This window comes from Dyadobacter sp. CECT 9275 (assembly GCF_907164905.1).
In the GTDB taxonomy this organism is placed as follows: Bacteria; Bacteroidota; Bacteroidia; order Cytophagales; family Spirosomataceae; genus Dyadobacter; species Dyadobacter helix.
Window position 1 is genome coordinate 3,364,657 of sequence record NZ_CAJRAF010000002.1, and the last position, 26,687, is coordinate 3,391,343.

Here is a 26,687-nt window from a genome sequence, read left to right on the forward strand (position 1 = left end):
CTACAACCCATGGTTGTTTCTCACTAAAATATAGTCCACACCCTGCCATTTGCTCCTGATTTATGGTATATTCCCGTCAATAAGATGCGGAACGTAACTGGCAACCTATGTCCTTTTTTCAAGAAAGCTTGTTACAAAAAGGTGCGCAGGATAAGTTTTCTGACCGATAGAAAAATTTAATTGCAATTTAATCCCCTCTAACCACAGTTTTAGGTACCATTAGCTCAAATTGAGTGACATATACACCGATCGCGATATTATTTTTCCAATCGAAATACTACATTTACTCCTAATTAACCTAAACAGAACCCACATGAAAGTTGAGAAAGTAAAAAAACGCGACCGCGAGAGAACGAAGGGCAAAATCCTTAAGGCGGTTGGAGAAGTAATTGAGCAGCATGGTACTGAAAAAGTGGGGGTCAACCTCATAGCCAGGACCGCAGGCGTTAACAAAGTACTGATTTATCGTTACTTCGAGAGCGTAGACGGGCTTATGGAACAGTACGTCAAATCGGGTGAGTACACCTCTACTGCGGGTGACGAGTTTATCGACTCCCTGGAGTATGTAGAACCCAAAGACAGACCTGCCGCCCTCACCAGTATCATGCACACTTTTCTGCACGACCTCCGGGAGCGTAAAGCCACCCGCGACCTGCTTCGCTGGGAAATTGGCACAGGAAAATCCATGTTGTCCGATGCTCGCAATACCGTTGCGACACGGACGCTTGACAAAATTGGTACGCTTCCGAATTTTGAAGATACCAGCGCGCTTATCGCTTTTATTTCTGCAGGAATTTATTACACCACCATTTCCGCTGATTACCGGGATAAAATGGTTGATGTGGATCTTCATTCCAATGATGGCTGGAAACGCATCGAAAATGTAATCGAGAGAATAATAACAGATATCGGTAAATAGCTACGGCTGTTCCGTTTACCAAAGTCCTCCGCTCCTTGTGGAGGACTTTTTTTGTCCCCGGTGAACGATCTTACCCTACTTCTTAACATCTTTGTTCTCCGGAGTTCCTGTATCAATAAACAAAGGGTATAGGTCGTTAAGGAACAAAATCAGATACCGGGTTACATAACTATATGAGTGCATTAAAAAAACTGGCAAGTGATACCGCCGTTTACGGTATCAGTACAATGCTGGGCCGCTTTCTTAATTACCTGCTGGTTGCGCTTCATACCAAACTTTTCCTGGCCGACCAACTGGCCGTTCAGGTTCAGCTTTATGCCTATGCGGGTCTGTCGCTGGTGCTCTACACCTTTGGAATGGAAACGGCTTTTTTCAGGTTTGCCAGAAAGGAAGAAGATGAAAAACAATACTACAATCTGATCCTCTCGGCTGTCATTGTGGTGAGTTGTTTCGGCTCGGGTATTCTTTTCCTTTTTTCCGATCAGGTAGCCTCTTATATCCAATATCCCGAAAGCGGAAGGCTCGTCAGATGGTTTGCCATCATCATGGCAAGTGATGCCATTGTGGCCATTCCGTTTGCCCGCCTGCGGCTGGAAGGCAAGGGCAAAAAATTTGTAGTGATCCGGGTAAGTAACATCATCATGAATATAGCGCTTAATCTCTTCTTTCTGGTGGTGTGCAAGGCTATATACGCGGGTGAGTACCTGCCATTTTTGAAACCCGCTGTGAGCCTCTTTTACGATCCGCTGCATGCAGCGGATTATATTATCCTGGCCAATCTGGTGGCTAACCTGCTGTTCTTCTGGATGCTGCGGAAGGAATTAATGGATTTCCGCTTCGTCTTTAATGCACAGCTTTTCAAACCCGTGTGGGTATATGCCGTTCCGATCATGATCATGAATGCTGCCGGTGTGCTAAATACCCTCTACGACAGGGCCGTAATTCAGTTTTTACTTCCTGAAAATTTCTATCCCGGCCGAACCACCAAGGAAGCCGTAGGTATTTACGGACAATGCTATAAGCTGTCCATATTCATGAATCTGGCCATCCAGGCATTTAAATATGCTGCTGAGCCCTTTTTCTTTTCCAAAGGAGAGGATAAAAATGCCCCGCCGGTTTTCGCACGTATCATGAAGTACTTCATTATTATTTGCGTGTTGATGTGGGTAGGTATAAGCATCAACGTGGATCTTCTGGCTGAACTTTTCCTCAAACGGAAAATGTATCACGAAGGCTTATCGGTAGTTCCCTGGCATTTGGCAGGTTTTCTTTTCCTTGGCGTATATTATAATCTTGCAACCTGGTTCAAACTGACCGACCGGACCCAATACGGTACCTACTTGACCATCACCGGGGCCTTGGTTACCATACTTACCAGTTATGTTCTGGTACCACTGATCGGTTATTTGGGATTTGCCGTGGCTTTTGCCCTTTCGGGTTTCACCATGATGACATTATGTTATACATTGGGACAGAAATATTATCCCGTACCCTACGATATCAAATCGGCACTGGGGTATATCTCTGTTGCGGCACTGGTCATATACGCCTCATCCCTGGTCCATTTCGACAGCCTGCTGGTAGCAGTACCGGTTCATTTTTCAATATTATTCATCCTGGTAATGGTGGCTTACTTTATTGAAAAAGATACCTTGCCTGGTATCGGGCTCAAAAAATAAACTCAGACATTACGCCCCATTTCCCTGAGAAGCTTGTTCGAGAAAAGAAATTCTTTTAACTCCGGAACGTCCGTTTTGGTGATGTCGGTATTGATACCTTCCCACAGCTTGCTTCCTTCGTAAAGGAAAATAATATTCTGCCCTATTTCCATCACCGAGTTCATGTCGTGCGTGATGATGACCGTTGTGATTTCATACTCCTCGGTAATTTCCTTGATCAGCTCATCAATTTTAACCGAGGTCAGGGGGTCAAGCCCGGAGTTAGGTTCATCACAAAATAAGTACATCGGGTTCATTACAATGGCGCGGGCAATGCCCACACGCTTTTTCATCCCGCCGCTGATTTCGGAAGGCATTCGCCTGGCGGCTGCACCAAGGCCCACACGCTCCAGACAAAAAGCCACCCTTTCGCGTTTTTCCTCGGAAGACTGGTCCGTGAGCATATCAAGCGGGAAACGGACATTTTCCTCCACTGTTTTTGAATCAAACAATGCTCCGCCCTGAAACAGCACACCCATTTCGCGTCGGATGGATTGCTGTGTTTCTTTATCGCTGTTATAAAAATCACGGCCATTGTAAAGCACATGGCCCTGATCGGGCTTCACCAGGCCGATCATGCATTTCAGAAGAACGCTTTTTCCAGTACCACTTCCACCGATTATCAGGTTGGTCTGCCCTTTTTCGAACTTACTTGAAATCCCTTTTAAAACTACCTTATCATGAAAGGCCTTCGCAATATTCTGTATCTCAATCATAGGTTCATTTCTTTATAGGAGCAATTGTGCCAGCAGATAATCTGCAATGAGAATAGCTATGCAACTATTGGTTACGGCCTGTGTGCTTGCCTTACCTACTTCCAATGCACCACCCTTTGTGAAAAATCCCTGAAAAGAAGAAATAGAGGCAATCAGAAAACCGAATACGAACGGCTTCACACACATGAAAAATATATTGTAAGGAACAAACGAATCGCGGATCCCGTATAAATAATCCCTTTCAGTGATTACACCGGTTAAGGTTCCGGCCATATATCCTCCCAAAATTCCCAGAAAAGCCGAGAAAATTACCAGCATCGGAAAGGTGAACATGGCAGCGAGCACCTTGGGCAGTACCAGGTATGACGAAGAATTGATCCCCATTACTTCCAGAGCATCTATTTGCTCGGTGATACGCATAGTACCTAACTCACTGGCGATATTGGAGCCTACTTTTCCTGATAAAACAATACAGGTAATGGTAGGTGCCAGCTCCAGAATTTCCATGTCACGCACAATCAGCGCAACTGTGGAAACAGGGATAATCGGGCTCACGAGGTTATAGGCCGTCTGGATACAGGATACCGCCCCGATAAATGTTGAAACAATGGCTACAATGAAAATAGAGCTTACCCCTATTCCCACGCATTCCTCCATAAAACGCCGCCAGTACACGGATAATTTTTCGCCTTTGCCAAAGAGGCTGCCTAAAAAAATGAAGTATTTACCGATTACTGACATAATATCTAAATTCTAATCAATATTTTCGGGAAAATTAGGCAAAAAAAGAAGTAAACAGAAAAATGAATCCATTACTGGTAATCACCGGAGGTACAAAAGGAATTGGCAGAGCCGTGATTGAAAAGTTTATGAGCGAAGGGTTTGATATAATCACCTGTGCCAGAAGTGATAAGCAACTGGAATCGCTTCGGCAGGAAATGGAACAGAGGTTTCCTGGCAAAAATTTATTTTACCAAACGGCGGACCTTTCCCTTAGGCAGGACCAGGATTCCTTCCTGCAATTTATCGTGTCAAAAAACCAGCCGGTTGCGGTGCTGGTCAACAATACGGGTGTTTTCATGCCCGGACAAATTCATAACGAGGCAGAGGGTGTTTTGGAAAAAACAATGGAGACAAATCTTTACAGTGCCTACCATCTCACGCGCGGGGTGCTGGCAGATATGATCCCTAATCAACAGGGGCACATTTTTACGCTCTGTTCAACAGCTAGTATCATGGCCTATCCGAACGGGGGTTCGTATTGTATATCAAAATTTGCGCTGCTGGGGATGACAAAGGTGCTGCGCGAAGAGTTAAAATCCTATAATATCAGGGTAACGGCCATCCTTCCCGGCGCTACTTTTACCGATAGCTGGCAAGGTACCGAGCTACCTGAAGAACGGTTTATGGGAGCGGACGACATTGCCGAATCCATTTGGTCAGCATACCGGTTATCCCCCAGAGCAGTGGTGGAGGAAATTTTAATCCGACCTCAGCTGGGAGATTTAGATTGATTAGTAAACAATACAGCAATTTTACTAAATTGCCACATTTTTAAAATTATTTATTAAAACCCGTATTTCATTTTTCATGGAACAATACCTCGGTATAGACGTGGGCGGTACGAACGTAAAAATGGGAATCGTTGACGCTACAGATGGCAGAATTTCAAATTTTTATAGCCATGATACCGCCAGCTGGCGTAGTTCAGGGCATTTTATTGATCGCCTTGGTGACGCTATCGCACTACAATTGGTTGAATATCCGGAGGTTAAACGTGTAGGTATAGGAGTTCCGGGGCTGACTACAAGAGACAGAACCACCTTGATAGAGATCACTGCCATTCCTGAAATAGATGGTGTTGCCATCGTGCCAGACTTGAAAAAACGTTTCCCAGGCCATGATTTTTTTCTTGAAAACGATGCGAATGCAGCCGCTTTGGGAGAATATTATTTTGGAGAAGACAAACTTCCTGAAGATTATATCTTTGTTACACTCGGAACCGGCATAGGCGGTGCAGCCATTATTGACAAAAAAGTCTTTAAAGGTGGTGGCGGAAATGCGATGGAGCCCGGGCATATTCCTTCCAAAAACAGTAAGGTACTGGAAAGAAATATCGGAAAAAAAGAGCTCCTGGATATGGCCAACGCCATGAGGGCCAGCTATACAGGCGAAACGCAGCTTCCCGCTGATGGTACCATTTCGACTACAGGGCTGGTTGCCGCAGCTGCTGGTGGAGACGAACTTGCCAAACAGGTATTTTACGAAATGGGGTATCTGCTTGGAGAAGGTCTGGTAGCTATGATCAGAATTCTGGACATCACCACCATTCTGATAGGCGGAGGGATTTCTGCCTCCTTTGAATATATCCTGCCTGCCATTAATGAAAGATTCAATTATTGGCTCACACCCTACTATACAAAAACAATAAGCATCAAACGGGCAACACTTGCCAACGATGCGGGCTTACTAGGTGCCGCGTCACTCTGTTTTGACTAATAAAATTAACAACACACACCGTCATACAGAACTTCTGATTTGCCGAAAATCAGAGGTTCTGTATGACAACCTTTTCCGGCCATTCACTAACTAATTAAAATTCATTAGTTCCAATTGAATACTTTTGGATTAGAATTGTTTTTACAGCGCTTAACGCAATAATCATTACCTAATGAAATTATCAGTAATTGTACCGGCTTATAACGAAGAAAAGACTATTTGGAAAGTCCTGGAAAAATTAAAGTCTGTCGAGTTGATAGGTAATTTTCAAAAAGAGCTGGTTGTCGTCAACGACTCCTCGGCGGATGGTACAGAAAGTGTTGTCAAAAGATTTATTCAGGAAAACCCCGGGCTTCAGATCAGTTATACATGCCATGAATATAACCAGGGAAAAGGCGCTGCCCTGCATACCGGAATCCGCAAGGCAAGCGGAGATTATATCATTGTTCAGGACGCGGACCTGGAATATGACCCTCAGGAATTTAACATACTGCTGAAGCCGGTCCTGGAAGGCTATGCCGATGTCGTATATGGATCACGTTTCATGGGAGGCCGGCCGCACAGAATTCTTTTTTTCTGGCATACCATCGGGAACAAGTTCCTTACCTTCCTCAGCAACATGTTCAATAACCTGAATCTGACGGATATGGAAACATGTTACAAGCTTTTCAGAGCTGACATTCTTAAAAGTATCCATCTGGTGGAAAATCGGTTTGGATTTGAGCCCGAGGTTACCGCCAAGGTAGCCAAAGTACCCAAAATAAGGATTTACGAGGTGGGTGTATCGTACTACGGCCGGACCTACGAAGAGGGTAAAAAAATTAACTGGAAAGATGGCTTTCGGGCCATATACTGTATTTTTCGGTATGGCATAGGGAAATAAGGAGCCGTCGCAGTCCACGAAGGCCCTGTGTCAGCTCCTTATTTTTTCAGCAGATACTCCTCAAAAAAACCTCCCCGTTTCAGAGAATATTGCTTCAATACCTCGATTTCATGACCTTGATACGCCTTTTCAATGGTATCATAATAATTGCTGCCTAGCCTGGGGTCCGAAGGAGCTTCAATGGTTGTCTTTATAAGCCCCCGAAAGGTGAAAAACCGGTCATAAAAGAATTTTACCGGGCTAAGCAGATTCATCCCCCAAAACAGCATCCCAAGTGTGAAAAGTACCTGCCTGAACCGCAACTTAACCTGCGTTACGATGACATATCCGATACTTAACCCCAACACCACCTGAGGGATGATAGCCGAACGGATGTTAAGGTCATTAAAATGCCCGATCTGAAATAAAGAAAGGATTAACACGGATACCAGTGAAATGACTACCGCACGGGAGTCAAAAAGGAGCAGATCATTCCGGAAGAAAACAAACCATATACCGTAAGCAGAAAAAAGATAAAGACTATAATATCCCCACCAATGCACTGCCCCTGCCTGCCAGATCACTCTGTTACTTTCCATGTCTGTTGCTTCCGAGCTTAGCAGAAAAATAATTACCGGAAGAAACCCTGTTAGCAAGAGCACCCCATAGACAAGTGCTCTCCGAAAATATTCCTTTCCTTCTCTATATACATTTCTTACAAAGCCCATCAGCATAAACCCAGACAAGCCGATGGCAGCAAAAGGAGTCAGAAACAAAGTACTGAGAAAAAAATACGCCAGAGCAAAAATATAGGTTGGACGGTTAATAACAGCCAGCAAAAAACTTATTCCTAAAATAGCGGGCAGCGCATGCTGGGGGGATTCGGACAGGTTCCTGGTAAAAACAGGTATCTGGTTTAAAACAAACTCGTTGTTGATACTTATTCCGTTTTTGTCAATAAAGGTCCAGTCTGGAAACAACCAACTGAGCACGGGAAAAATCACACATACATAACATCCTACTACGACTGCGGCGCAGATGACCAGTACCCGCTTATAATGTGTGAGCCCAATGAGTTTTACCTGTATCCAGATAAAGCTGAGGCCAATACCCAAAGAAGACCATAAAAAGAAATATAACTTCACCAGACTGAGCGAAGTATACTTCCCCAACAGTGATGGCACAATGTAGTTTCCCAGATAATAACACATATAAATACCCCGTGCCTCGTCATATAAGGGAATATCATCTGTTGCCAGCATATTGAATTTAAAATTATGCGCCAGGTAATCATAGCTTTGGTAAGGCAGCCAACCAAATTCTGAAAATATACATACCAAGAAGGACAGGAAAAATGAAGAACCCAGCAGTGGAACAAATTTTGCCCTGTCCAGGTCAGCACCATCAGCCTGCACGTATTTAACGGCTAAATAAAACGCCAGCAAAAGCGCAGCTACGGCACATACCGCAATATAGAATTTAAGCCATAGGAACAGAAACAGGAAAGTCGGAAGGGATATATATGCCAGCGTCACCGCCGTCAGTTTCTTCATAATAACGTTGATAATTGAAGTTATTCTAAACGATGCAGCTGTTCGGCTTCCCCGGACAACATTGTTCACACCAGGTTCACTTCCGGCGTCAGTCTGATCTCAAATTTTGACTCTACCGAGTCCTGTATTTTTTGGGACAACATCCTGATCTGATCTCCCGTGCCCCCGCCATAATTAACCAATACCAGCGCCTGTCGGGTATGAACACCTACCTGCCCCTCCCGATAGCCCTTCCAGCCCGATTTTTCAATAAGCCATCCCGCCGGAACCTTAACCCCAAGGTCGGTCGGGTATCCAGGTATTTCGGGGTATTTTGATTTTATCCTTTCATAGTCACCTAAACTTATTTCAGGATTTTTAAAAAAACTGCCTGCATTTCCGATTTGTGCTGGGTCAGGTAGTTTACTCCGTCTGATACTGATGACAGCGTTACTCACTGCTCTGAGCGATAACTCTTTTACGCCATGCTCTTCAAGTGTTTTACTGATATCTCCATATTCAATATGATACTGAGGTATTTTGTTTAATACAAAATTTACCCCGGTAATAATGTATTTCCCTTTAAGCTCTTTCTTAAAGATACTTTCCCTGTAACCAAACTGGCATTCCTGATTTGAAAAGATGCGCAGGTCACCGGTTTCCATTTCAATCGCCTCCACGGTTTCGATCACATTTTTTACTTCCATGCCGTAGGCTCCTATATTCTGCATAGGTGCCGCACCAACGGTTCCGGGAATCAACGACAGGTTTTCAACTCCTGCGTATTCCTTCGATACACAGTACATGACAAAATCATGCCACATTTCACCGGCTCCCACATGCAGACGGACATGCTCCTCGTCCGCAGCTGTTTCCACTATCCCGTCAATGCGGTTGTGGATCACCAGAGCGGATATATCCCCTGTCAGTAATACATTACTTCCTCCCCCCAGAATGAATCTTGGAAGGGACTTCCATTCCTTGGCTTCAAGAATTTCGATCAGATCTTTTACAGACCGGGCTTCTACAAAAACCTTGGCCTTTGCATGCAGCCCAAATGTATTATATTGATGTAAAGAAGCATTAAAAACAGGCACCATCTGAAAATTGTGATTACGACCCGGCAAAGTTAGGTATTACATTCAAAATTAGTGCAGTATGGTGATTCATCCATTTTTGGTTAAGTTTGCACCTTCATTAATGATTAAACGGTTATGTCGGAGAGAAGAAATAGATGGGCAATTGTTCTGCTTGCTGCTGGCATCATACTTTCCGGCTGTAGCAGAAAGCCTGCAGCTTCTTCCTCTGCATCAACGTATAACGAAGATCTTTCCAGGGTAAGGCCCAAGTACGAATACAAGGAACCACCGGTAAAGAAAAAGTCAGAAGAGATTCAGCAGGAAGGAAAGCCCAAGGCAGATACCAATCCCGGCAAGTCCCTGAGCGTGAATAAAAAGCTGGAGGCAGTGCTGGATACGATGGTCAGCCAGAATAAGTCCATTAAATACATTAACGGCTTTCGTATTCAGATTTATGTAGGAAATGTGCGTCAGGAGGCCGATGCTGCCAAGTCGTACGTTTATCAGGTTTTCCCCGATCTTAACCCCTATATGTCCTATACCCAGCCCACCTACCGGGTTAAAGTGGGTGATTTTATGTACCGTAGCGACGCCGAACAGTACCTTGAACAGATCCGGGAGCAGTATTCCTCAGCCACCATTCTGGCCGACAGGGTAGAAATAAAGAAAAGTTTAATGCTGAATTCCTCCTATGAGAATTGAGGCAGTTTTATGATTCCAACTATAAACCTATACACTTATTTTAAATGAAAAAGGCTTTAATCACTGGTATAACCGGACAAGATGGTGCTTACCTGGCCGAATTACTCCTGAGCAAGGGTTATGAAGTCCATGGGATCAAGCGGCGGAGTTCGCTTTTTAACACGCAGCGGATTGACCATATTTATGAAGATCCTCATGAAAAAAATCCAAAGCTTCACCTGCATTATGGTGATCTGAGCGACTCCACCAACATTATCCGGATCATCCAGGAAGTGCAGCCCGACGAGATCTATAACCTTGGGGCTATGTCACACGTACAGGTTAGTTTCGAAGAGCCGGAATATACCGCTAATGTGGATGGCATCGGTACGCTGAGGATACTTGAAGCCGTGAGACTTCTGGGTTTAACGGAAAAAACACGTATTTACCAGGCGTCAACATCCGAACTCTATGGGTTAGTTCAGGAGGTACCTCAGTCTGAGCGCACGCCGTTTTATCCACGCTCTCCCTACGCCGTTGCTAAACTATATGGTTATTGGATCACTGTAAATTACCGTGAGGCATATAACATGTATGCGGTGAATGGAATTTTGTTCAATCACGAGTCGCCTCTGCGCGGAGAGACTTTCGTTACGCGTAAAATCACACGTGCCGTTGCAAGGATTGCACTGGGTTTGCAAGACAAAATTTACCTGGGAAATCTGGACGCACAGCGCGACTGGGGCCATGCTAAAGATTTTGTGGAAGCGATGTGGCTGATTCTGCAGCAGGAAACACCGGAAGACTTTGTGATCGCAACCGGTGTGACGACCCGCATCCGGGAGTTTGTCCGCATGGCATTTGCAGAAGTAGGCGTTGAACTTGAGTTTACCGGCACAGGTGTTGACGAGGTAGGAAAAGTACTGAAATGTAACAATCCGGATTACAAACTTGAAATCGGGAAAGAAGTGGTGGCTGTAGACCCCCGTTATTTCCGCCCGACAGAAGTTGAACTACTGATCGGTGATCCGACCAAATCCATGACAAAACTTGGCTGGAAACCTAAGTATGATCTTAAAGCGTTGGTGAACGATATGGTCACCTCTGACCTGGCCTTGTTCAAAAAAGACAGGCTTCTGGAAAGCAGCGGACACAGGGTCCCCAACTATTACGAATAGTTAAAACAAAAATGCCGGCTTCTGCAAGCCGGCATTTTTGTTGTTTGTTAATATGTTTCAGCAAAACAATACGCCCCTCAGTGCCTCAGATGGAGGAAGACTGCCTGGGAATTTTCTTCGCTATTTTAATCAAAGTTTCCGGATTCTGATACCCAATCACCTCTTTCACGAGCTTCCCGTCAGGATCTATAAAAAAAAGTGTCGGGTAGCCCTGCAAAGGATATTTCTCAGCCAGCATAGGTCCTTCGCCACTCTCCATATCAAACTTCACATTTATAAAATTCTTGTTGAAAACCTCCGCTACGTCAGCGCGGGTGAAAACATTTTTCTGGAGCATCTTGCAGGGCCCGCACCAGGTTGTGTATGCGTCAAAAAAAATAACCTTTTTTTCTGCTTTCGCTTTTTTCAGAATGGAAGCCCAGTTGCCCGAAGTAAACTGAATGCCCTTTTCTGCTTTGGTTTCCTTCCTTTTGCCTTCCTCGCGGGCTTCTGCTGCTGATAATACCGCAGCGGCAAGCGTAAAGGATAATATCAACTTCTTAAAAACTTTCATTTTCCCTATTTGGTTACGGTTTGATAATTGCTAAACGAAATTACACGACCCTTTTATTTTATCAAACCAATTCTTATTCAATAGGTTCATTTTAGGCAACGGATATCGTCTGTCGGCAAAGCTAAAATGCCAGGACAAAGCCTCCGTAATCAGGAAAGGAGTACCTTTGCACTTTGAAAATAGCCGATCAACATGAAAATACAGGATGCCAAATATGTTATGAGCAATTCCGATTACCGGAAATGCCCTTCCCCTGACATCCCCGAATATGCCTTCATTGGGCGTTCAAATGTGGGAAAGTCTTCGCTGATCAACATGCTGACAGGAAAAAAATCTCTGGCCAAAACTTCTCAGCAACCAGGCAAAACGCAGCTGATCAACCATTTCATCATCAATGGAAGCTGGTATCTGGTCGATTTGCCCGGGTATGGTTATGCCAAAGTGAGTAAAGTGGAGCGGGACAAATGGGAGAAAATGATTCATGATTATCTTTTCCAGCGTACCAGCCTTGTCTGCACGTTTGTCCTTGTCGATATCAGGCATAGTGCTCTGGCCACCGATCTTGACTTTATGCAGAAATTAGGGGAAGAGGGCGTTCCTTTCCATATTATTTTCACAAAAGCCGACAAGCTGAAAGCTTATCAGATTACCACCGCCGTAGAGGCCTACAAAAAAAAACTGGAAGAGATCTGGGAGGAAGTACCGCCCATGTTTGTAACCTCAGCTGAAAAAAACGAAGGTAGCGAGCCCATTTTGAAGACAATAGAAACTTATAACGCGTCGTTTCAAAAATCGGAATAACGCAGAAGTTGTTTACCGGTTAATCTTTCACTTATTTTGCGACAAAATTAAGTTCACCAAATTGGTACTGTACAGGTTATCGTATTTGTCCGATTAATGCAGATTAAAATCGTAAAGAAAATTTACAGTAACAGAAAACTAATTGCCCAGAAAGGATGAGTGAAAAAACAGAGACGACCGGAATAGATTTGTTAAAGGAAGTTGCCAATGTGTCTGGTAAAAGTGGTTTGTACCGCATTTTAAAACCAAGCCGTGCAGGAGTTATTGTTGAAAGCCTGGATGAAAAACGTGAAAAAACCCTGATTGGACCCACTGCACGCGTTTCGGTGTTAAAGGATGTATCCATTTTTACCGACGGTGAACAGGAATCTGTTGCGCTGGCAGACGTGTTCTTAAAAATCCGGGAAGCACATGGAGAGGAAATAAGTCTGCAGGTTAAAACGGCGTCGGACAAGGAACTGATAGAATTCCTGAACCATATCCTGCCTGAATTTGACAGGTCAAAAGTTTATGTTTCGGATATCAAAAAAATCATCACCTGGTACAATTTGTTATCCAAATATATCCCTGAATTATTTGTGGCGGCAGCAGAGGAGGAGGAATTGGCCGAAAAGCCGGAAGCGTCAGAAGCATCCGAAGAAAAAGCCTGAGCACTTTCGTAAGATATACCTGTAAGCCCTGTCGGACCGACAGGGTTTTTGCATTCATACTGTTAAAGCCTCCAATCTGATATGAACCTTGCTCCCTACATCGATCATACCCTTTTATCTCCGGTTGTCCGCGAAACGGATATCAGAAAGATCTGTGAAGAGGCATGGATTCATCAGTTTAAGGCGGTTTGCGTTGCTCCGTCTTATGTTGCTTACACCGTAGAAATGCTGGAGTTTTGCCCTGTTAAAATCGAAATAGCAACAGTGGTTGGTTTTCCAATGGGATACGCTCTTACGGGAACGAAAATAAAAGAGGCCGAAACGGCTTTGAAGCAAGGGGCAACGGAACTGGATGTCGTCATGAATTTATCACAATTTAAATCCATGGCCTATCTGAGCGTAAGAGAGGAGCTTCAGATGCTCTCGAAACTGGTACATGACCATCATGCGATTATCAAAATAGTGATTGAAACCGCCTATCTGGACTCATTTGAGCTACATACCGCCTGTGAGATCTGTACGGAGGCCAATGCCGATTTTGTGAAAACTTCCACCGGCTTTGCGCCCACGGGTGCAGAAGTTGAAACGGTACGGAAGATGCGGGATATCTTACCACCCCACATTCAAATCAAAGCCTCCGGCGGAATCAGAACTTATGAACAGGCAAAGTCCTTCATGGAAGCCGGGGCTGAGCGTATCGGTACCTCCTCGGGTGTAGCCATTGTAACACAGGCATGAAAACGCGCGTTTTATTGTTAAGCACCGTACATCCGTCTTGCGATCCGCGCATTGTTTATAAAATTGCCCCGTCACTTGCGCAACAATACCAGGTTTTCTGCTGCCTGCCGGAGGCACGGCAGCTGGACGAAAATCCGGAAATAAACATGATCCGCCTGCCACACTTCCGAAGTCTGCTGTTCCGGTTATTATTTAGTCACACTATTTTGCTTTGGAAGTGTGTACGGTTAAAGCCGGGGATTGTTCATGTTTTTGTGCCAGAACTTATTCCCATCGCCTTTATCTTTAAATGGCTGGGAGCTGTTGTTATTTATGAAGTGCAGGAAAATCTGTATAAAAAGTTTTCGATCAAGCAATACAATAACGGGAAAGGTTTTCAGGCACTTTTCAAGTATTTTGATCAGCTGGCCAGAAAAAGGTTTTTTTTTATTTTTACCGAACACAGTTATCCCGAGGACTACAATGACCTGAAGTACCCCAGTGCCGTTGTCCATAATTACGTTTCATTGCCTTTTATTGACCAATACACGCACAAAAGGCCGTTGTCGGATCCGCCCGTTTTTTTCTACTGTGGCGTGTTATCGATCGAAAGATGTTTTGATGTCATGATTGAGGCTTTTGCCAGGTTAAAATCCGACATTCCTGATTTCACGGTGCATCTTTTTGGCCCGCTCAGGTTTACAATGGCCGAAGCAGAGCAGCTCCCCGGTTTTAATCTGGTACGTAACCATTTGAATTTTTATGGTTATACAGATTTGCGAATTGCACTGAGATATGCGGAAGGCGCAACGGCAGGCATTGCATTGCTAAAACCGGTGGCCGATTATCTGGATTCCTATACAACCAAGTTGTTTGAGTACATGGCAATGGAACTTCCGGTACTTACTTCCGATTTTCCATTGTACCGGACAGTTGTTGAAGCAGCGCGATGCGGGTATTGTATTTCACCATACAGTGCGGAACTGCTTGCGGAAAAACTCCTTTACCTTTTTAACCGGAAAAACGAAGCCTTAGTCATGGGACAAAACGGAAGAAATGCGGTAGAGGAGCGCTATAATTGGCTGTCAGAAGAGAAAATACTGCTGTCGTTTTATCAAAAAGCAGAAAAACGAACATTTTCCTAAAAAATGAGATCAGAAAACATTAAATTTTGGCATTTTTAAAACTTATTATTGAATTGTTCAAATATTAAATACTACGATTTCTACGAAATATTTAACTTTCGGAACTTTATCAGAATTATAGTTTGCGAAGTCAACTTCCCAACCATGTATATTAATACAATAAGCCATTATTTTCCAAGCCAAGTAATTGGCAATGAGTATTTTACACAACTCAACAACCTTTCAACCGAGTGGATTGCAGAACGTACCGGGATTTACGAGCGCCGTAAAGCAGGAGAGGGGGAGAATACCTCGACAATGGCCATCGCGGCGGTCGATTTATTGCTGGAAAATATTCCTTACAGCAAAAATGAAATAGATCTGATTGTAGGCGCCACCTACACCCCTTATGATACCATCGTAACGCTTGCACATGCTGTACAGCACCACATACAGATTCCGGACATTCCGGTACTGAGCCTTTCAACAGCCTGTTCGTCCTTTCTGAATGCCATCGAAATTGTGGAAGGGTACTTCGCCATGGGAAAAGCCAGCAAAGCATTGGTGGTAGTATCGGACCATAACACGGCTTATTATAATGAGATGGATACCGTTTCGGGCCACCTCTGGGGAGACGGTGCTTCGGCCTTGCTGATATCCAAAGAGCGGCAGACAGCAACCGATATGGTCATCAAAAAACTAATTACCGGTGGCGCTGCAACAAGCGGAAAAGCGGTGGAAGCGGTGGTACTGCGTCCTAATGACAAGGGCGTGGTGATGCCCTTTGGCCGCGACGTATTCCAGAATGCCTGTGTGTATATGCCCAAAGTAAGCCAGCAGGTATTACAAGCCTGCGGGTTGACGATAGACGACCTTGACTACCTCATACCGCACCAGGCCAACCACAGGATCAGCCTGAATGTGATCAATACACTAGGGATTCCGGTTGAAAAACTAATATCCAACATTCAGTACCTGGGCAATACCGGCTCTGCCGGTTGTGCCATTGCCTTGTCTGAGAATAGGGATAAATTTAAAAAAGGCGAGAATATAGTCATTACTGTTTTTGGCGGAGGGTATTCCTACGGTGCAATGCTGATCACCATCTGACCCGAAAAAGGATCAAGGAAAAAGGCCCGGCGAATCTGAAATCCCCGGGCCTTTTTCCCTGTATATCGTTCTACTATTATCTGTTTAATTAATCTCCTGATCGGTTATTTTATAAGGCTTCCACACATTGTTTTCCGGGTCAATGTCGGGAAGATTATTATCCGGATCAATAGTGACGGTACGGATTGGCTGGGTGGTAGCCGCTTTAAAAGTCCATGAACCACCGCGCTGCCAAATTTCCACCGGTAATTCAATCCTGGTTTTTTTCCCGTTTACTTCCTCAATATCCACCCGGGCAGGCATAGCCCACTGGCTTAAATTTTCGATGGTTATCAAAGAGCCCTTCTGCGGATTCTGCTCAATATATGCCACATCCTTTACACTTTGGTCAAGTTTGTAATTTTCAAAAAACCAGCCTTTCCAAAACCAGCCCAGATCCTCGCCAGCGGCGTCTTCCATCGTTCTGAAAAAATCATAAGGTGTAGGATGCTTGAACGCCCATCTTTTGACATACATTTTGAAGGCATAATCAAAACGCTCCTTACCCAGTACCTGTTCCCGTAACATTCTCAGGCCGAGGGCTGGTTTGTAATAAGCTTCCCAACCCAGGTTCTGCGCCTGCACCACATCGGGAATGGTCATGATGGGATCCGCTTTGGGCCGGAAAATAATGGGTGCAACCCGGTGAAGATCATTCAGCCGGGTATCCTTGTATTCGCCGTTGTTAAAATTATCGCCGGACAGAAAATTGATAAAAGTATTAAAGCCTTCGTCCATCCACGCATATTTCCGCTCATTATTACCCACGATCATCGGAAACCAGTTGTGCCCGAATTCATGATCCGTAACGCCCCACAGCTCTTCCTTACGGCTTTTGCTGCTGCAGAAAACAATTCCGGGATATTCCATTCCTCCCACTATCCCCGCCACGTTGGTGGCAACCGGATAGGTATATTCGTGCACATAATTCGAATAAAATTCAATGCAGCCTTTTACATACTCCGTAGATCTTCCCCATCCGTCGGTACCTCCATCCTCAGCAGGATAAACTGATTGCGCCAGCGCCGTTTTTCCTCCAGGCAGATTAATCCTGGCAGCATCCCAGACAAACGATCTGGAACTTGCCCAGGCAACGTCCCTTGCCTGCAAACACCTGAACTTCCATGTGAGTGTTCCCGATTGTTTTGGACGGCTGGCTGTGCTTTTTACTTCTTCCTCCGTTCTGATCATCACCGTCTGGTCACTCTTTGCAGCATCTGCCAGCCGCTTTCTTTGGTCCGCCGTCAACACTTCGTTAGGATTCAGCAGTTCTCCAGACCCCACCACGATGTGGTCCCAGGGAACAGTTACATTGTATTCAAAATTACCATATTCCAGATAAAACTCTCCGGCGCCCAGATATGGCAAAACGTTCCAGCCTTCAATATCATCAAAAACAGACATGCGGGGATACCATTGGGCCATTTCATAAACAATGCCGTTTTTGGTTTCGAGGGTACCCATCCGGTCGGAGCCATATTCGGGAACCTTGAACGTGTATCCTATTTTTATTTTGATCACATCCCCTCCCGCTTTCACCGGCGTAACAAGGCGGATCTGCATTCTGGTGTCATTAATGATATAACTGGCATCAACAGCCTTTTCTTTCCCTTGCTGAACCGATACCGACTTAATGGCATTTCCCCCATCAAAACCCATGTTTCCGAAACGTCCGCCACTAACCGCGGTTGTTTTTCCTCCGCGTGACGCATCATTAAAGGCATTCTGGTCCAGCTGGAGCCAGAGAAATTCGAGGTCTTCCGGGCTATTATTTTTATAACTGATCTCAACTTCTCCATTTACCGTTCCCTCCTTTTCATTCAGTGCCACGTTGATATGATAGTCTGCCCGGTTCTGCCAGTACTTGGGCCCAGGTGCCCCACCCCCGCTGCGATACTCGCTGCCAGGCTGAAAATTAAACAACGGGTGGAAAAGTACATGCGCATCATACTTGCCTTTCTCCGCCTCCTGGGAAAACGAAGCCGAGAAACTCATTAAACATAAAGCCAGAGTACCTAAGCTGATTTTTGAAATTTTCATCCTAAATAATAATATGGAAACAATGTTATTCTAAACGAGCAATATACGGCTTTTAGCCTTTTAGAGATTAAAAAGTTTGATCAATGGTTTTTCATTAACAATTTTGGTAATCTTTTTCAGTAATCCAGAATAACTAATATATGCACCATCGCCTTTCCGTCGACGAATTTATCCGGGGTATTACAGCGGCAGACAGGGTTATACTAGGCCGGGCAGTAACGTTAATCGAAAGTTCACTGGAGACAGACCGGCACCTGGCCGACCAGCTTATGGTGGGAATTCTTCCGTTTACAGGAAAGTCGTTGAGGCTAGGGATTACAGGTATCCCCGGCGTGGGAAAAAGCACCTTTATCGAAGCGCTTGGAAAAGTGATTACACAGTCTGGTCATAAGCTCGCGGTATTGGCGATAGACCCCTCCAGCGCCCGTTCGGGAGGAAGTATTATGGGTGATAAAACCCGCATGGAAAAATTATCCCAGGATCCGAATGCGTTTATCCGTCCTTCACCAGCAGGAAACTCCTTGGGCGGGGTGGCCCGCACCACGCGTGAAACCATACTATTATGTGAAGCGGCCGGATATGAAATTATCCTGGTTGAAACCGTCGGCGTGGGACAATCGGAGACGCTGGTAAAAGGTATGACGGACGTATTCGTGTTACTCATGCTGGCAGGAGCAGGTGATGAAATACAGGGTATCAAGCGCGGAATTATGGAAATGGTGGACTTGCTGGTCCTCAACAAAGCCGACGGCGACAACAAAGCCAAAACTCTTGCAGCAGTTGCAGATTTGAGCAATGCCCTGCATCTGTTCCCACGAGCAACCTCCGGACTTGAACCTAAGGTTATGCCCTGTTCCGCCTTAACAGGAGAAGGAATTCAGGAATTGTGGGGGCTGCTGCAGGAATATCAGAACATTACAACCACCGGCGGTTTTTTCGGGGATAACCGAAAAAGGCAGAATACGGATTGGATGCATGACTATATCCGTAATGCCCTGGAAGAAATGTTCTATCACAACCCCGCTGTGAAGCAAAAGTTAGCGATGATTGAAAAAGAAGTGCTGGACGGGAAAGCAGTACCCTTTCATGCGGCCCAAACGCTGCTTGATCTTTATGCCCAAAATAAAAACCGATGAAAAACTGTAACGGATGAGGTTATGAGTAGGAAAAACGCTTCTGACGAACAATTTTCGTAAGTTTGATCGTTTAAAACAACGTATAAAAAACTTATTAATATTACCCTTATGCAATTGATTAAAAAACTCAGGATATTATCAGTACTCGCTTTATTGGTCACTTTCGCGATCGTTTCCTGCAAAGACAAAGATGACGATACCACTCCGGAAGATAAAAACGAAATCGTAGGCAGCTGGAAACTGACTTCCGTGGCACCTGAAACAGCAGGTACAACCATCCCCGCACTGGCTGCTATCCCTACCTACGCGCCTTGTTATCTTGATCTGGTTTTTGTTTTTACCTCACAAAACAAGGTTACCGTAAGTGGCTGTGATGCGGCCATTACCTTGCTGAGTGTAAGCGGATATATTACTGTGGGATCCGAAACAACCTGGAAAGTCACCGGCGATAAACTGGTACTGACCAACGGATCTACCAACCAGGAACTGACGATCAAACAAAACGGAGATCAGATGTCCATTATCATCAACACTGCTACCAGCGGCCCTGCAGTAAATGCGGTCTTGTTGTTCAAGAGACAGTAATTTTCCTGAAAAATTTAACATGTCAGCTGGTATGGTCGCAAACGATATACCATTTGCCTTTGATCTTTTTCCACAACAAGGTATAAAATCCGCTCAGGTCACCTTTTGCAGGACGGCTCAGGTAAAATTTCCCAACCAGAAACGCCGTTTCTGCTGAGGGAAAACTGATATTGATGAATTCAAATTTTAAGGTACCCATGGTCGCACGGTCAGGGTACCTTTTTACATAATTTTCGTAAGTGGACAGATAACCATACGTTACTCCGCTCTTCCCTACGAACATTAGCGAGTCGGACTGCCAGTAACCTTCCATGAATCGATCGATCTTTCCTTCGTTCCAGGCCGCCACCTGAGTGTTGAGAACAGAGAATATTGCATCTTTGTCGGCCTGGTTCTGAGCCAGGCAAACCGAGCAGAGTACCGACAGGAATAGTGACAACAGCGGGTTTCTCATATTTTTTGCAGATTTTTGTGTCAGAGTTTTAAATTAAAGATAAAACAAACAGCGCTTTCAAAAAAACGTCCGTGATTATTACCCTATAATTCTGAAAACATGTTCGATGATTTATTCAAAAAGCTGGACCGCCAGAAATATCCGTTTATTGATGGCCTGTATTACCTTTTTATCATCGTCTTTCTCCTGATCCTGTTTTTATTCTTTGCGTAAATCGTGGATAAACCTTCATATCTTTTTATTCTGAATCCCAACTCGGGAACGTCCACGGGAAAAAATGCTCTTTTTACTTCACAATCCATTGAAAGACTGGCAAAGAAAAATAACGTTCATGCAGAAATCATCTTTACCGAATCTCAGGGGCACGCTACGTTGCTCACCCGGGACAACCTTGATAAAACCAACTGGCAGGCCATTGTGGCCATAGGAGGCGACGGTACCGTGAATGAAATAGCGCGGTCGCTGGTATTAACCGATACTCCGCTCGGTATTTTACCGATGGGATCGGGAAACGGGCTGGCCAGGCATCTGGGTATTCCGCTGCAGCTGGAAGCCGCTCTCCATAAACTGTTCCGGGGCACGGTCCATACCATTGACAGTGCTTTGCTGAATGATATCCCGTTTTTTTGTACCGCCGGAATCGGCTTTGACGCTTATGTGGGTAAACTCTTCAGTGAACAGAAAATCCGTGGCCTGGCAACTTACATGAATGTATCGTTCCGGTCCTACTGGGATTATCAGCCTCAGCAAATCAAACTGAACGGAGTCACACAGGAAGTTTTTTCACTCACTTTTGCCAACGCCGGGCAATACGGGAATAATGCGTGGGTTGCTCCGCAGGCCAGCCTGCAGGACGGCCAGCTGGATATCTGCACCATCCGCACGTTTCCCAAATGGTATGGTACCTCGCTTGTATACCGGCTCTTTACTCGCCAGCTGAAAGATTCAGACTATATTACCTATCACCGAACCACCGATGCCACCATTGAGACCAGCGCCCCTCCGCTCATCCATTACGACGGAGAACCCCTGCAACTCGATGTTGATCATTTTACGGTAAAAATAAGGCCGGCAAGCCTCAAAATTGTGCTTTAAAATTCTGCTGACTATTTTGATTTAAAAGTTATGTCAAAAAAGAACCGCTCAGGCATCGTTTATTCTACCAATCCTGAATTTGAATTTTCAGACAACGAAGATGATATACAAACGCTCCCACCCACCCAGCAGGACCTGAGGATCTGGCTGGAACGCAAAGGAGGCGGCAAGGTAACCACAGCAGTGAAAGGCTTTACAGGTACATTGGCTGATCTGGAAACTTTGGGAAAATTACTCAAAAACTTATGCGGCAGCGGCGGAACCGTGAAGGACCAGGAAGTGCAGATACAGGGAGATCACCGCGACAAGGTTATTGCCTGGCTGTTGTCCAAAGGTTATAAGGCAAAAAAAGCCGGCGGCTGATACAGCAATACATCGACTGTCAATCCGGCCAACGCCACTTATTGAAAAAGAATCGGACGGGTATTAAACCCTACCTTTGAGCTCTGCAATGCGTATTCTACTTATTCATCAGTACTTTCTGGAAGATCATGACGGAGGTGGTTCCCGCTGGAACGAAATGAGCAGGATATGGACGCAAGCAGGCCACGAAGTAACGGTACTGGCCGGAATGGTGCATTATATGGGTGGGCGGCCGGAGGAGTATAAAGGAAAATATTTTGTCAGAAAAACCAATAAGGATCGTGTTGAGGTGATTCGCTGTCATGTATCTGAAAGCTATAATCAGAGTTTTTCCGGGCGCTTGCGGGCCTATTTTTCATTCACATTTTCCAGTATCCGGGCCGGGCTTTTTAAAGTAAAAGGCCCGTACGACCTAATTATCGTAACTTCTCCCCCGCTGTTTGTAGGTATCACGGCCCTGGTACTGTCGTGGTGGAAAAAAACTCCTTTTATCTTTGAAGTCCGCGACCTGTGGCCGGAATCGGCGATTGATACCGGGGTACTTACCAACAAACAGCTGATTCGGTTTGCCTATTGGTTTGAGAAAATCATCTACCAGAAGGCCTGCAGGATAAATGTACTGACGCCCGCCTTTCGTGACAAACTCATCATGGAAAAACGGGTTTCGCCGGAAAAAATAATTTTTATACCCAATGCCGCCGACTTCGCTATTTCTGAAGAAGTGATGCGTTCCTTTAATTCAGACCGATTCAGAAAGGAGCACGCGCTCGACGGCAAATTTGTGATCACGTACGTGGGCGCACATGGCGTAGCCAACCACCTGGTTCAGTTGCTGGATGCTGCGGAAATGCTCGGAAATACCCCTGTTTATTTTTTGCTGATCGGAGATGGTATGCAGAAAAAAATGCTGATGGCCGATGCAGAAAAACGAAAAATCACCAATATCAGGTTTGTAGACCCGGTTTCCAAAAGAGAGGTGTTCAAATACATACTGGCGTCGGATATGGGCATTTCGGTTTTGAAAAATGTGGCAACTTTCAAAACCATTTACTCAAACAAAACCTTTGACTATTTTTCTTGTAAAAAACCGGTTCTGATAGCAATTGACGGAATTTCCAGGCAACTGGTTGAAGAAGCAGATGCAGGGATGTATATTGAGCCGGAAAATACCGGAGACTTCGTAAACAAGATCCTGTTCTGCTCTGCACATCCTGAAACAATAAAACAGCAGGGAGAAAACGGATATACATTTGCCCGGAAGCATTTTGACAGAGGTGTGCTCGCAAAAAGGTATCTCGAATACATTGAAGAAGCCATCAGGAAAATATAATTTGAAACCGAATGTAACCCCATCAACCATGCTGGATTTCAGAACAATACCCGCAAGTAAGCGCATCGCTATGGTAGCCCATGATAACCGGAAAACAGAGTTGCTGGAATGGGCGCTGGTAAACCGGGAAGCATTAAGCAAAAATACATTATATGGTACCGGAACTACCGGTAAATTACTGGAAGAAAAACTGAACCAGCCGGTGATCAGGTTGCTTAGCGGGCCACTGGGCGGAGATCAGCAGGTGGGTAGCATGATTGCGGAGGAAAAAATTGATCTGCTGATTTTTTTCTGGGATCCCATGTCTGCCCAGCCGCATGATCCGGACGTGAAAGCCTTGCTCAGATTATGCGTGGTCTGGAATATTCCGGTGGCCTCCAATAAGGCAACGGCTGATTTCATTTTTTCGTCCCCGCTGATGAACCAGGACTATACTGCCACCCAGATCGATTACAGTACCTATTTGAACCGTAAACTCTGAACTCAAAAAGTACGCTTACGGTTTCATTTATAAATAAAATTACAAATGAGAAACGTAGCGCACTTATTCCCCCCCTCGGTTACCGAAAACACCTATACTTATTCTGATTACATGCTTTTGATGGAAAAAGTGGTTCAGGAAAAGAGAACCACCGGACCGAAACAATCGGAAGAGCTGAATTACTATACCAGGCTCAACCTGGCCAGGATGCAGCGGCTCAACAAAACAGTACTGGTGAACGATGACCTTAAAATCCTAACAGACCAAATTGACGCTCCCCAGACCTGGTACATCCTCACAGAAGCATGGTGCGGCGACGCCTCCCAGAGTATCCCCGTCATAGTGGCTGCCGCTCAATCCAATGAGCTGATTACCATAAAGTTACTACTTCGGGATGAAAATCTCTCCCTGATGGATGAGTACCTCACGTTCGGCGGACGTTCGATTCCCAAGCTGATTGCAGTGGACGAAAATCACAATGAACTTTTTACCTGGGGACCACGGCCCGCGGGAGCTCAACAGCTGTTGGTAGCATACAAAGCCAATCCCGGTAAACCCTATAAGGAATTTGCCGAAGACATCCAGCGCTGGTACAACACCGATAAAACGCAATCGATACAAAATGAATTGAAAGCGATTTTGGAAGGTGTTCTGATAGAAAGGTAATTTTTAGCGAGTTTACTCTATCTTTGCAATAGGCTAAATTTTTTGGTAAAGGAGGGCTCCATCAGCTCCCTTTCAAAATGATTATTGAAATTCCGAGAGTTGTCAACCTACTTTAAAAACATATCCGAAGGTATCAGTACCACCCTCACAGGCATGCGGCTTACCTTGCGCCACTTATGGCATGCGAGGCAGCGTCGTTCTTTCACGGATATCAGGAAGGATAATTTCTACGAACAAAATGAAGGCTTGGTTACCATTCAGTACCCCCTGGAAACCATTCCTATTCCCGACAATGGCAGGTACCGTCTTCACAATGAAATGGACGACTGCATTGTATGTGACAAATGTGTGAAAGTCTGCCCGGTTGACTGCATTGAGATTGAGCCTATCAAGGCTATTGAAGAAGTGGGCCGGGCATCCGATGGCTCTCCGATCAGGCTTTACGCTGCAAAGTTTGATATCGATATGGCAAAGTGCTGTTACTGTGGCCTTTGTACTACGGTATGTCCCACCGAATGTCTTACCATGACCAAAACGTTTGACTACAGTGAGTTTGATGTGCGGGATATGGTCTACAACTACGCAAATCTCAGCGCAGAGGAGGCGGATGAAAAGCGCAGGTTACTGGAACAGTTCCAGAAAGAAAAAGAAGCATTAAAGGCAGCCAGTAAGCCCGTTACAGCATCCGAACCAACGCCTGCTGCACCTAGGCCTGTATTTAAGCCAAGCATAAAACCCAAAGTCCAGGAAGCGGAAACCGAAGTACCTGCAGATGACGCCAAACCGGCAAGGCCTTCCTTTCAGCCCCGCAAACCTGTTATTCCTCCGGTAGCTGATAAGTCGGATGAATCAGCGACGGAGAAACCGGCCGTGAAGCTGCCTTTTAAACCTTCCATGAAACCGAAAACTGCAGAAACTGATGGAAAAACGATTGATGTTTCACCAGAAACAACAGAAGGAGTTTCACCGAAACCGGCTTTCAGGCCAACCATGAAGCCGAGGGTTCCCGGCAATACAAACGAAACCAAGCCTGAAGCAAATACTGAAACAGTACCGGAACAGGAAAAGCCTAAGCCCGCTTTCAGGCCGACAATGAAGCCGAAGGCTCCGGACAATACAAACGAAACCAAGCCTGAAGCAAATACTGAAACAGTACCTGAACAGGAAAAGCCCAAGCCCGCTTTCAGGCCGACCATGAAGCCGAGGGTTCCTGACAATACAAACGAAATCAAGCCCCAGGCAAAAGCTGAAACCGAGGCGGAACCGGTAAAACCCAAACCGGCTTTCAGGCCGACTATGAAACCGAAGGTACCCGACAATACAAACGAAACCAAGCCCCAGGCAAAAGCTGAAACCGAGGTGGAACCGGTAAAACCCAAACCGGCTTTCAGGCCGACTATGAAACCGAAGCCTAAATCGCCTGATGACGAATAGATACCTAACTGTGACGATGAGCAGATGGAAATAATAGCTTTTTACAGCTTTGCTGTGCTGACGATCACTTCAGCTATTTTTATTCTTTTTTCAAAAAACCTTCTTTATGCTGCATTCGCTCTGTTTGCAGCATTTCTTGGGATAGCTGCTTTATATGTGCTGGCAGGTGCGGACTTCCTGGCCGTCACCCAGATCATGGTATATGTGGGAGGTATTCTGGTGCTGTTGATATTTGGGATTATGCTTACACAAAAAGCGGATAAAAACGCTCCGTCTTCCAGTCCTAATAAGGTGCTAGTAACAGCCAACAGGCAGCTACCCGGTTTTATCTTTGCTTCGGTTTCTTTTATTTTTTTGACCTACGTAATTTTCAGTGCCAACTTCAAAATGATTGGAGAAACAATTGTCAGTAAATCAACCATAAAGACTATTGGGGTGGAGCTGATGACCAGCCACTTACTCCCTTTTGAAATTGCCGGAATTCTGTTGCTGGTGGCACTTGTAGGTGCTGCCTACCTCGCCATGAACCGTAATCCTGCCCCATGAATACCATCCCTCTGGAACATTTTCTGTTTGTTGCCGCAGCGCTTTTCAGCATCGGACTGGCCATTACCGTCACCAAGCGGCATTTCATAGGCATGCTGTTAGGCATTGAGTTAATGCTTAATGCCGTTAATTTAAACCTGATTGCCTTTAGCCGTCATGATCCTGAGAGGCTTGGAGGGCAGCTTTTTGCCTTATTCGTGATTGTGGTGGCAGCAGCAGAAGTGACCGTAGCACTGGCCATCATCCTGCGTGTATACGGGCACTTCCAAACGGTCGATCCCGACAAAGTAAGCGAAATGAAAAAATAGATTTGCTTCAAAAGTATATCTTTAAGCAAATTTTAGGACCGTAAACGTTAAGCGACCCGCCAGATTCTCCC

29 protein-coding genes are annotated in these 26,687 nt (G+C 45.2%); 22 read left to right on the plus strand and 7 right to left on the minus strand.

Going from position 1 to position 26,687, the window contains the following annotated elements:
* Nucleotides 1-313 precede the first annotated feature (313 nt).
* Together KOE27_RS21645 and KOE27_RS21650 are read left to right on the plus strand one after the other, a co-directional pair.
* Nucleotides 314-919 (plus strand): TetR/AcrR family transcriptional regulator, encoded by a 606-nt coding sequence (locus tag KOE27_RS21645; RefSeq protein ID WP_215240871.1) that lies wholly within the window; start codon nt 314-316, stop codon nt 917-919.
* A gap of 173 nt (nt 920-1,092) precedes the next feature.
* On the plus strand, nt 1,093-2,598 hold the full coding sequence (locus KOE27_RS21650; RefSeq protein WP_215240872.1) for a lipopolysaccharide biosynthesis protein: 1,506 nt from the start codon (nt 1,093-1,095) through the stop codon (nt 2,596-2,598).
* 2 nt (nt 2,599-2,600) lie between these two features.
* Here KOE27_RS21650 and KOE27_RS21655 read toward each other — a convergent pair whose 3' ends face one another.
* Nucleotides 2,601-3,353, minus strand: coding sequence for an ABC transporter ATP-binding protein (locus KOE27_RS21655; RefSeq protein WP_215240873.1), 753 nt, complete (start codon nt 3,351-3,353; stop codon nt 2,601-2,603).
* Between the two features lie 12 nt (nt 3,354-3,365).
* Nucleotides 3,366-4,094, minus strand: coding sequence for an MlaE family ABC transporter permease (locus tag KOE27_RS21660; RefSeq protein ID WP_215240874.1), 729 nt, complete (start codon nt 4,092-4,094; stop codon nt 3,366-3,368).
* A 62-nt stretch (nt 4,095-4,156) separates the two neighbouring features.
* On the opposite strand from KOE27_RS21660, the gene KOE27_RS21665 reads away from it, so the two are divergent.
* From KOE27_RS21665 to KOE27_RS21675, 3 genes are all read left to right on the plus strand, one after another.
* Nucleotides 4,157-4,867: an SDR family oxidoreductase gene (locus KOE27_RS21665; RefSeq protein WP_215240875.1), complete on the plus strand. Its 711-nt coding sequence runs from the start codon at nt 4,157-4,159 to the stop codon at nt 4,865-4,867.
* A 76-nt stretch (nt 4,868-4,943) separates the two neighbouring features.
* Entirely contained in the window at nt 4,944-5,852 is a 909-nt protein-coding gene (locus KOE27_RS21670; protein WP_215240876.1) for an ROK family protein, read from the plus strand.
* A 172-nt stretch (nt 5,853-6,024) separates the two neighbouring features.
* Nucleotides 6,025-6,735, plus strand: coding sequence for a glycosyltransferase family 2 protein (locus tag KOE27_RS21675; RefSeq protein WP_215240877.1), 711 nt, complete (start codon nt 6,025-6,027; stop codon nt 6,733-6,735).
* Nucleotides 6,736-6,773: 38 nt separating this feature from the next.
* Here the strand turns inward: KOE27_RS21675 and KOE27_RS21680 are convergent, their stop codons facing one another.
* Together KOE27_RS21680 and murB are read right to left on the minus strand one after the other, a co-directional pair.
* The gene (locus KOE27_RS21680; protein WP_215240878.1) at nt 6,774-8,267 is read right to left on the minus strand and encodes a hypothetical protein; all 1,494 of its coding nucleotides are present in this window, start codon (nt 8,265-8,267) and stop codon (nt 6,774-6,776) included.
* Nucleotides 8,268-8,332: 65 nt separating this feature from the next.
* Nucleotides 8,333-9,346, minus strand: a complete 1,014-nt coding sequence (murB, locus tag KOE27_RS21685) for a UDP-N-acetylmuramate dehydrogenase (protein ID WP_215240879.1) — start codon at nt 9,344-9,346, stop codon at nt 8,333-8,335.
* A gap of 114 nt (nt 9,347-9,460) precedes the next feature.
* Here murB and KOE27_RS21690 point away from each other — a divergent pair, with 114 nt between their 5' ends.
* Complete coding sequence (locus tag KOE27_RS21690; RefSeq protein WP_215240880.1) at nt 9,461-10,027, plus strand: SPOR domain-containing protein; 567 nt, start codon at nt 9,461-9,463, stop codon at nt 10,025-10,027.
* Between the two features lie 44 nt (nt 10,028-10,071).
* Nucleotides 10,072-11,184 carry a GDP-mannose 4,6-dehydratase gene (gene gmd / locus KOE27_RS21695; RefSeq protein ID WP_215240881.1) on the plus strand — a complete coding sequence of 371 codons (1,113 nt, stop codon included), beginning with the start codon at nt 10,072-10,074 and terminating at the stop codon, nt 11,182-11,184.
* Nucleotides 11,185-11,269: 85 nt separating this feature from the next.
* Here gmd and KOE27_RS21700 read toward each other — a convergent pair whose 3' ends face one another.
* Entirely contained in the window at nt 11,270-11,737 is a 468-nt protein-coding gene (locus tag KOE27_RS21700; protein WP_215240882.1) for a thioredoxin family protein, read from the minus strand.
* A gap of 192 nt (nt 11,738-11,929) precedes the next feature.
* On the opposite strand from KOE27_RS21700, the gene yihA reads away from it, so the two are divergent.
* From yihA to KOE27_RS21725, 5 genes are all read left to right on the plus strand, one after another.
* Nucleotides 11,930-12,538 (plus strand): ribosome biogenesis GTP-binding protein YihA/YsxC, encoded by a 609-nt coding sequence (yihA, locus tag KOE27_RS21705; protein ID WP_215240883.1) that lies wholly within the window; start codon nt 11,930-11,932, stop codon nt 12,536-12,538.
* 155 nt (nt 12,539-12,693) lie between these two features.
* On the plus strand, nt 12,694-13,188 hold the full coding sequence (locus KOE27_RS21710; protein ID WP_215240884.1) for a DUF5606 family protein: 495 nt from the start codon (nt 12,694-12,696) through the stop codon (nt 13,186-13,188).
* 81 nt (nt 13,189-13,269) lie between these two features.
* Nucleotides 13,270-13,926, plus strand: a complete 657-nt coding sequence (gene deoC / locus KOE27_RS21715) for a deoxyribose-phosphate aldolase (RefSeq protein ID WP_215240885.1) — start codon at nt 13,270-13,272, stop codon at nt 13,924-13,926.
* Nucleotides 13,923-15,050: a glycosyltransferase gene (locus KOE27_RS21720; protein ID WP_215240886.1), complete on the plus strand. Its 1,128-nt coding sequence runs from the start codon at nt 13,923-13,925 to the stop codon at nt 15,048-15,050. Before deoC ends, KOE27_RS21720 begins: the two co-directional genes overlap by 4 nt.
* Nucleotides 15,051-15,194: 144 nt before the next feature.
* Entirely contained in the window at nt 15,195-16,139 is a 945-nt protein-coding gene (locus KOE27_RS21725) for a 3-oxoacyl-ACP synthase III family protein (RefSeq protein WP_215240887.1), read from the plus strand.
* Nucleotides 16,140-16,223: 84 nt separating this feature from the next.
* On the opposite strand, the gene KOE27_RS21730 is transcribed toward KOE27_RS21725, so the two are convergent.
* Complete coding sequence (locus KOE27_RS21730) at nt 16,224-18,218, minus strand: M1 family metallopeptidase (protein WP_215240888.1); 1,995 nt, start codon at nt 18,216-18,218, stop codon at nt 16,224-16,226.
* A gap of 140 nt (nt 18,219-18,358) precedes the next feature.
* Here KOE27_RS21730 and meaB point away from each other — a divergent pair, with 140 nt between their 5' ends.
* Both meaB and KOE27_RS21740 read left to right on the plus strand, forming a co-directional pair.
* Entirely contained in the window at nt 18,359-19,354 is a 996-nt protein-coding gene (gene meaB / locus KOE27_RS21735) for a methylmalonyl Co-A mutase-associated GTPase MeaB (protein WP_215240889.1), read from the plus strand.
* 108 nt (nt 19,355-19,462) lie between these two features.
* Nucleotides 19,463-19,939 (plus strand): lipocalin-like domain-containing protein, encoded by a 477-nt coding sequence (locus KOE27_RS21740; RefSeq protein WP_215240890.1) that lies wholly within the window; start codon nt 19,463-19,465, stop codon nt 19,937-19,939.
* Nucleotides 19,940-19,961: 22 nt separating this feature from the next.
* Here KOE27_RS21740 and KOE27_RS21745 read toward each other — a convergent pair whose 3' ends face one another.
* Nucleotides 19,962-20,393, minus strand: a complete 432-nt coding sequence (locus tag KOE27_RS21745) for a YybH family protein (RefSeq protein WP_215240891.1) — start codon at nt 20,391-20,393, stop codon at nt 19,962-19,964.
* Nucleotides 20,394-20,609: 216 nt separating this feature from the next.
* Here KOE27_RS21745 and KOE27_RS21750 point away from each other — a divergent pair, with 216 nt between their 5' ends.
* From KOE27_RS21750 to nuoK, 8 genes are all read left to right on the plus strand, one after another.
* A complete protein-coding gene (locus KOE27_RS21750) occupies nt 20,610-21,488 on the plus strand; it encodes a diacylglycerol/lipid kinase family protein (protein ID WP_215240892.1) in 879 nt (292 codons plus the stop codon).
* A gap of 30 nt (nt 21,489-21,518) precedes the next feature.
* Nucleotides 21,519-21,851: a translation initiation factor gene (locus tag KOE27_RS21755; RefSeq protein WP_215240893.1), complete on the plus strand. Its 333-nt coding sequence runs from the start codon at nt 21,519-21,521 to the stop codon at nt 21,849-21,851.
* 88 nt (nt 21,852-21,939) lie between these two features.
* Entirely contained in the window at nt 21,940-23,181 is a 1,242-nt protein-coding gene (locus KOE27_RS21760; RefSeq protein ID WP_215240894.1) for a glycosyltransferase family 4 protein, read from the plus strand.
* A gap of 28 nt (nt 23,182-23,209) precedes the next feature.
* Nucleotides 23,210-23,662: a methylglyoxal synthase gene (locus KOE27_RS21765; protein WP_215240895.1), complete on the plus strand. Its 453-nt coding sequence runs from the start codon at nt 23,210-23,212 to the stop codon at nt 23,660-23,662.
* 45 nt (nt 23,663-23,707) lie between these two features.
* The gene (locus KOE27_RS21770) at nt 23,708-24,328 is read left to right on the plus strand and encodes a thioredoxin family protein (RefSeq protein WP_215240896.1); all 621 of its coding nucleotides are present in this window, start codon (nt 23,708-23,710) and stop codon (nt 24,326-24,328) included.
* Nucleotides 24,329-24,427: 99 nt separating this feature from the next.
* Nucleotides 24,428-25,762: a 4Fe-4S binding protein gene (locus KOE27_RS21775; RefSeq protein ID WP_229252875.1), complete on the plus strand. Its 1,335-nt coding sequence runs from the start codon at nt 24,428-24,430 to the stop codon at nt 25,760-25,762.
* Nucleotides 25,763-25,786: 24 nt separating this feature from the next.
* Nucleotides 25,787-26,308, plus strand: a complete 522-nt coding sequence (locus KOE27_RS21780; RefSeq protein ID WP_215240897.1) for an NADH-quinone oxidoreductase subunit J family protein — start codon at nt 25,787-25,789, stop codon at nt 26,306-26,308.
* Nucleotides 26,305-26,616, plus strand: coding sequence for an NADH-quinone oxidoreductase subunit NuoK (gene nuoK, locus KOE27_RS21785; RefSeq protein ID WP_304488615.1), 312 nt, complete (start codon nt 26,305-26,307; stop codon nt 26,614-26,616). The genes KOE27_RS21780 and nuoK overlap by 4 nt, the downstream gene beginning before the upstream one ends.
* The last annotated feature ends 71 nt before the right edge of the window (nt 26,617-26,687 follow it).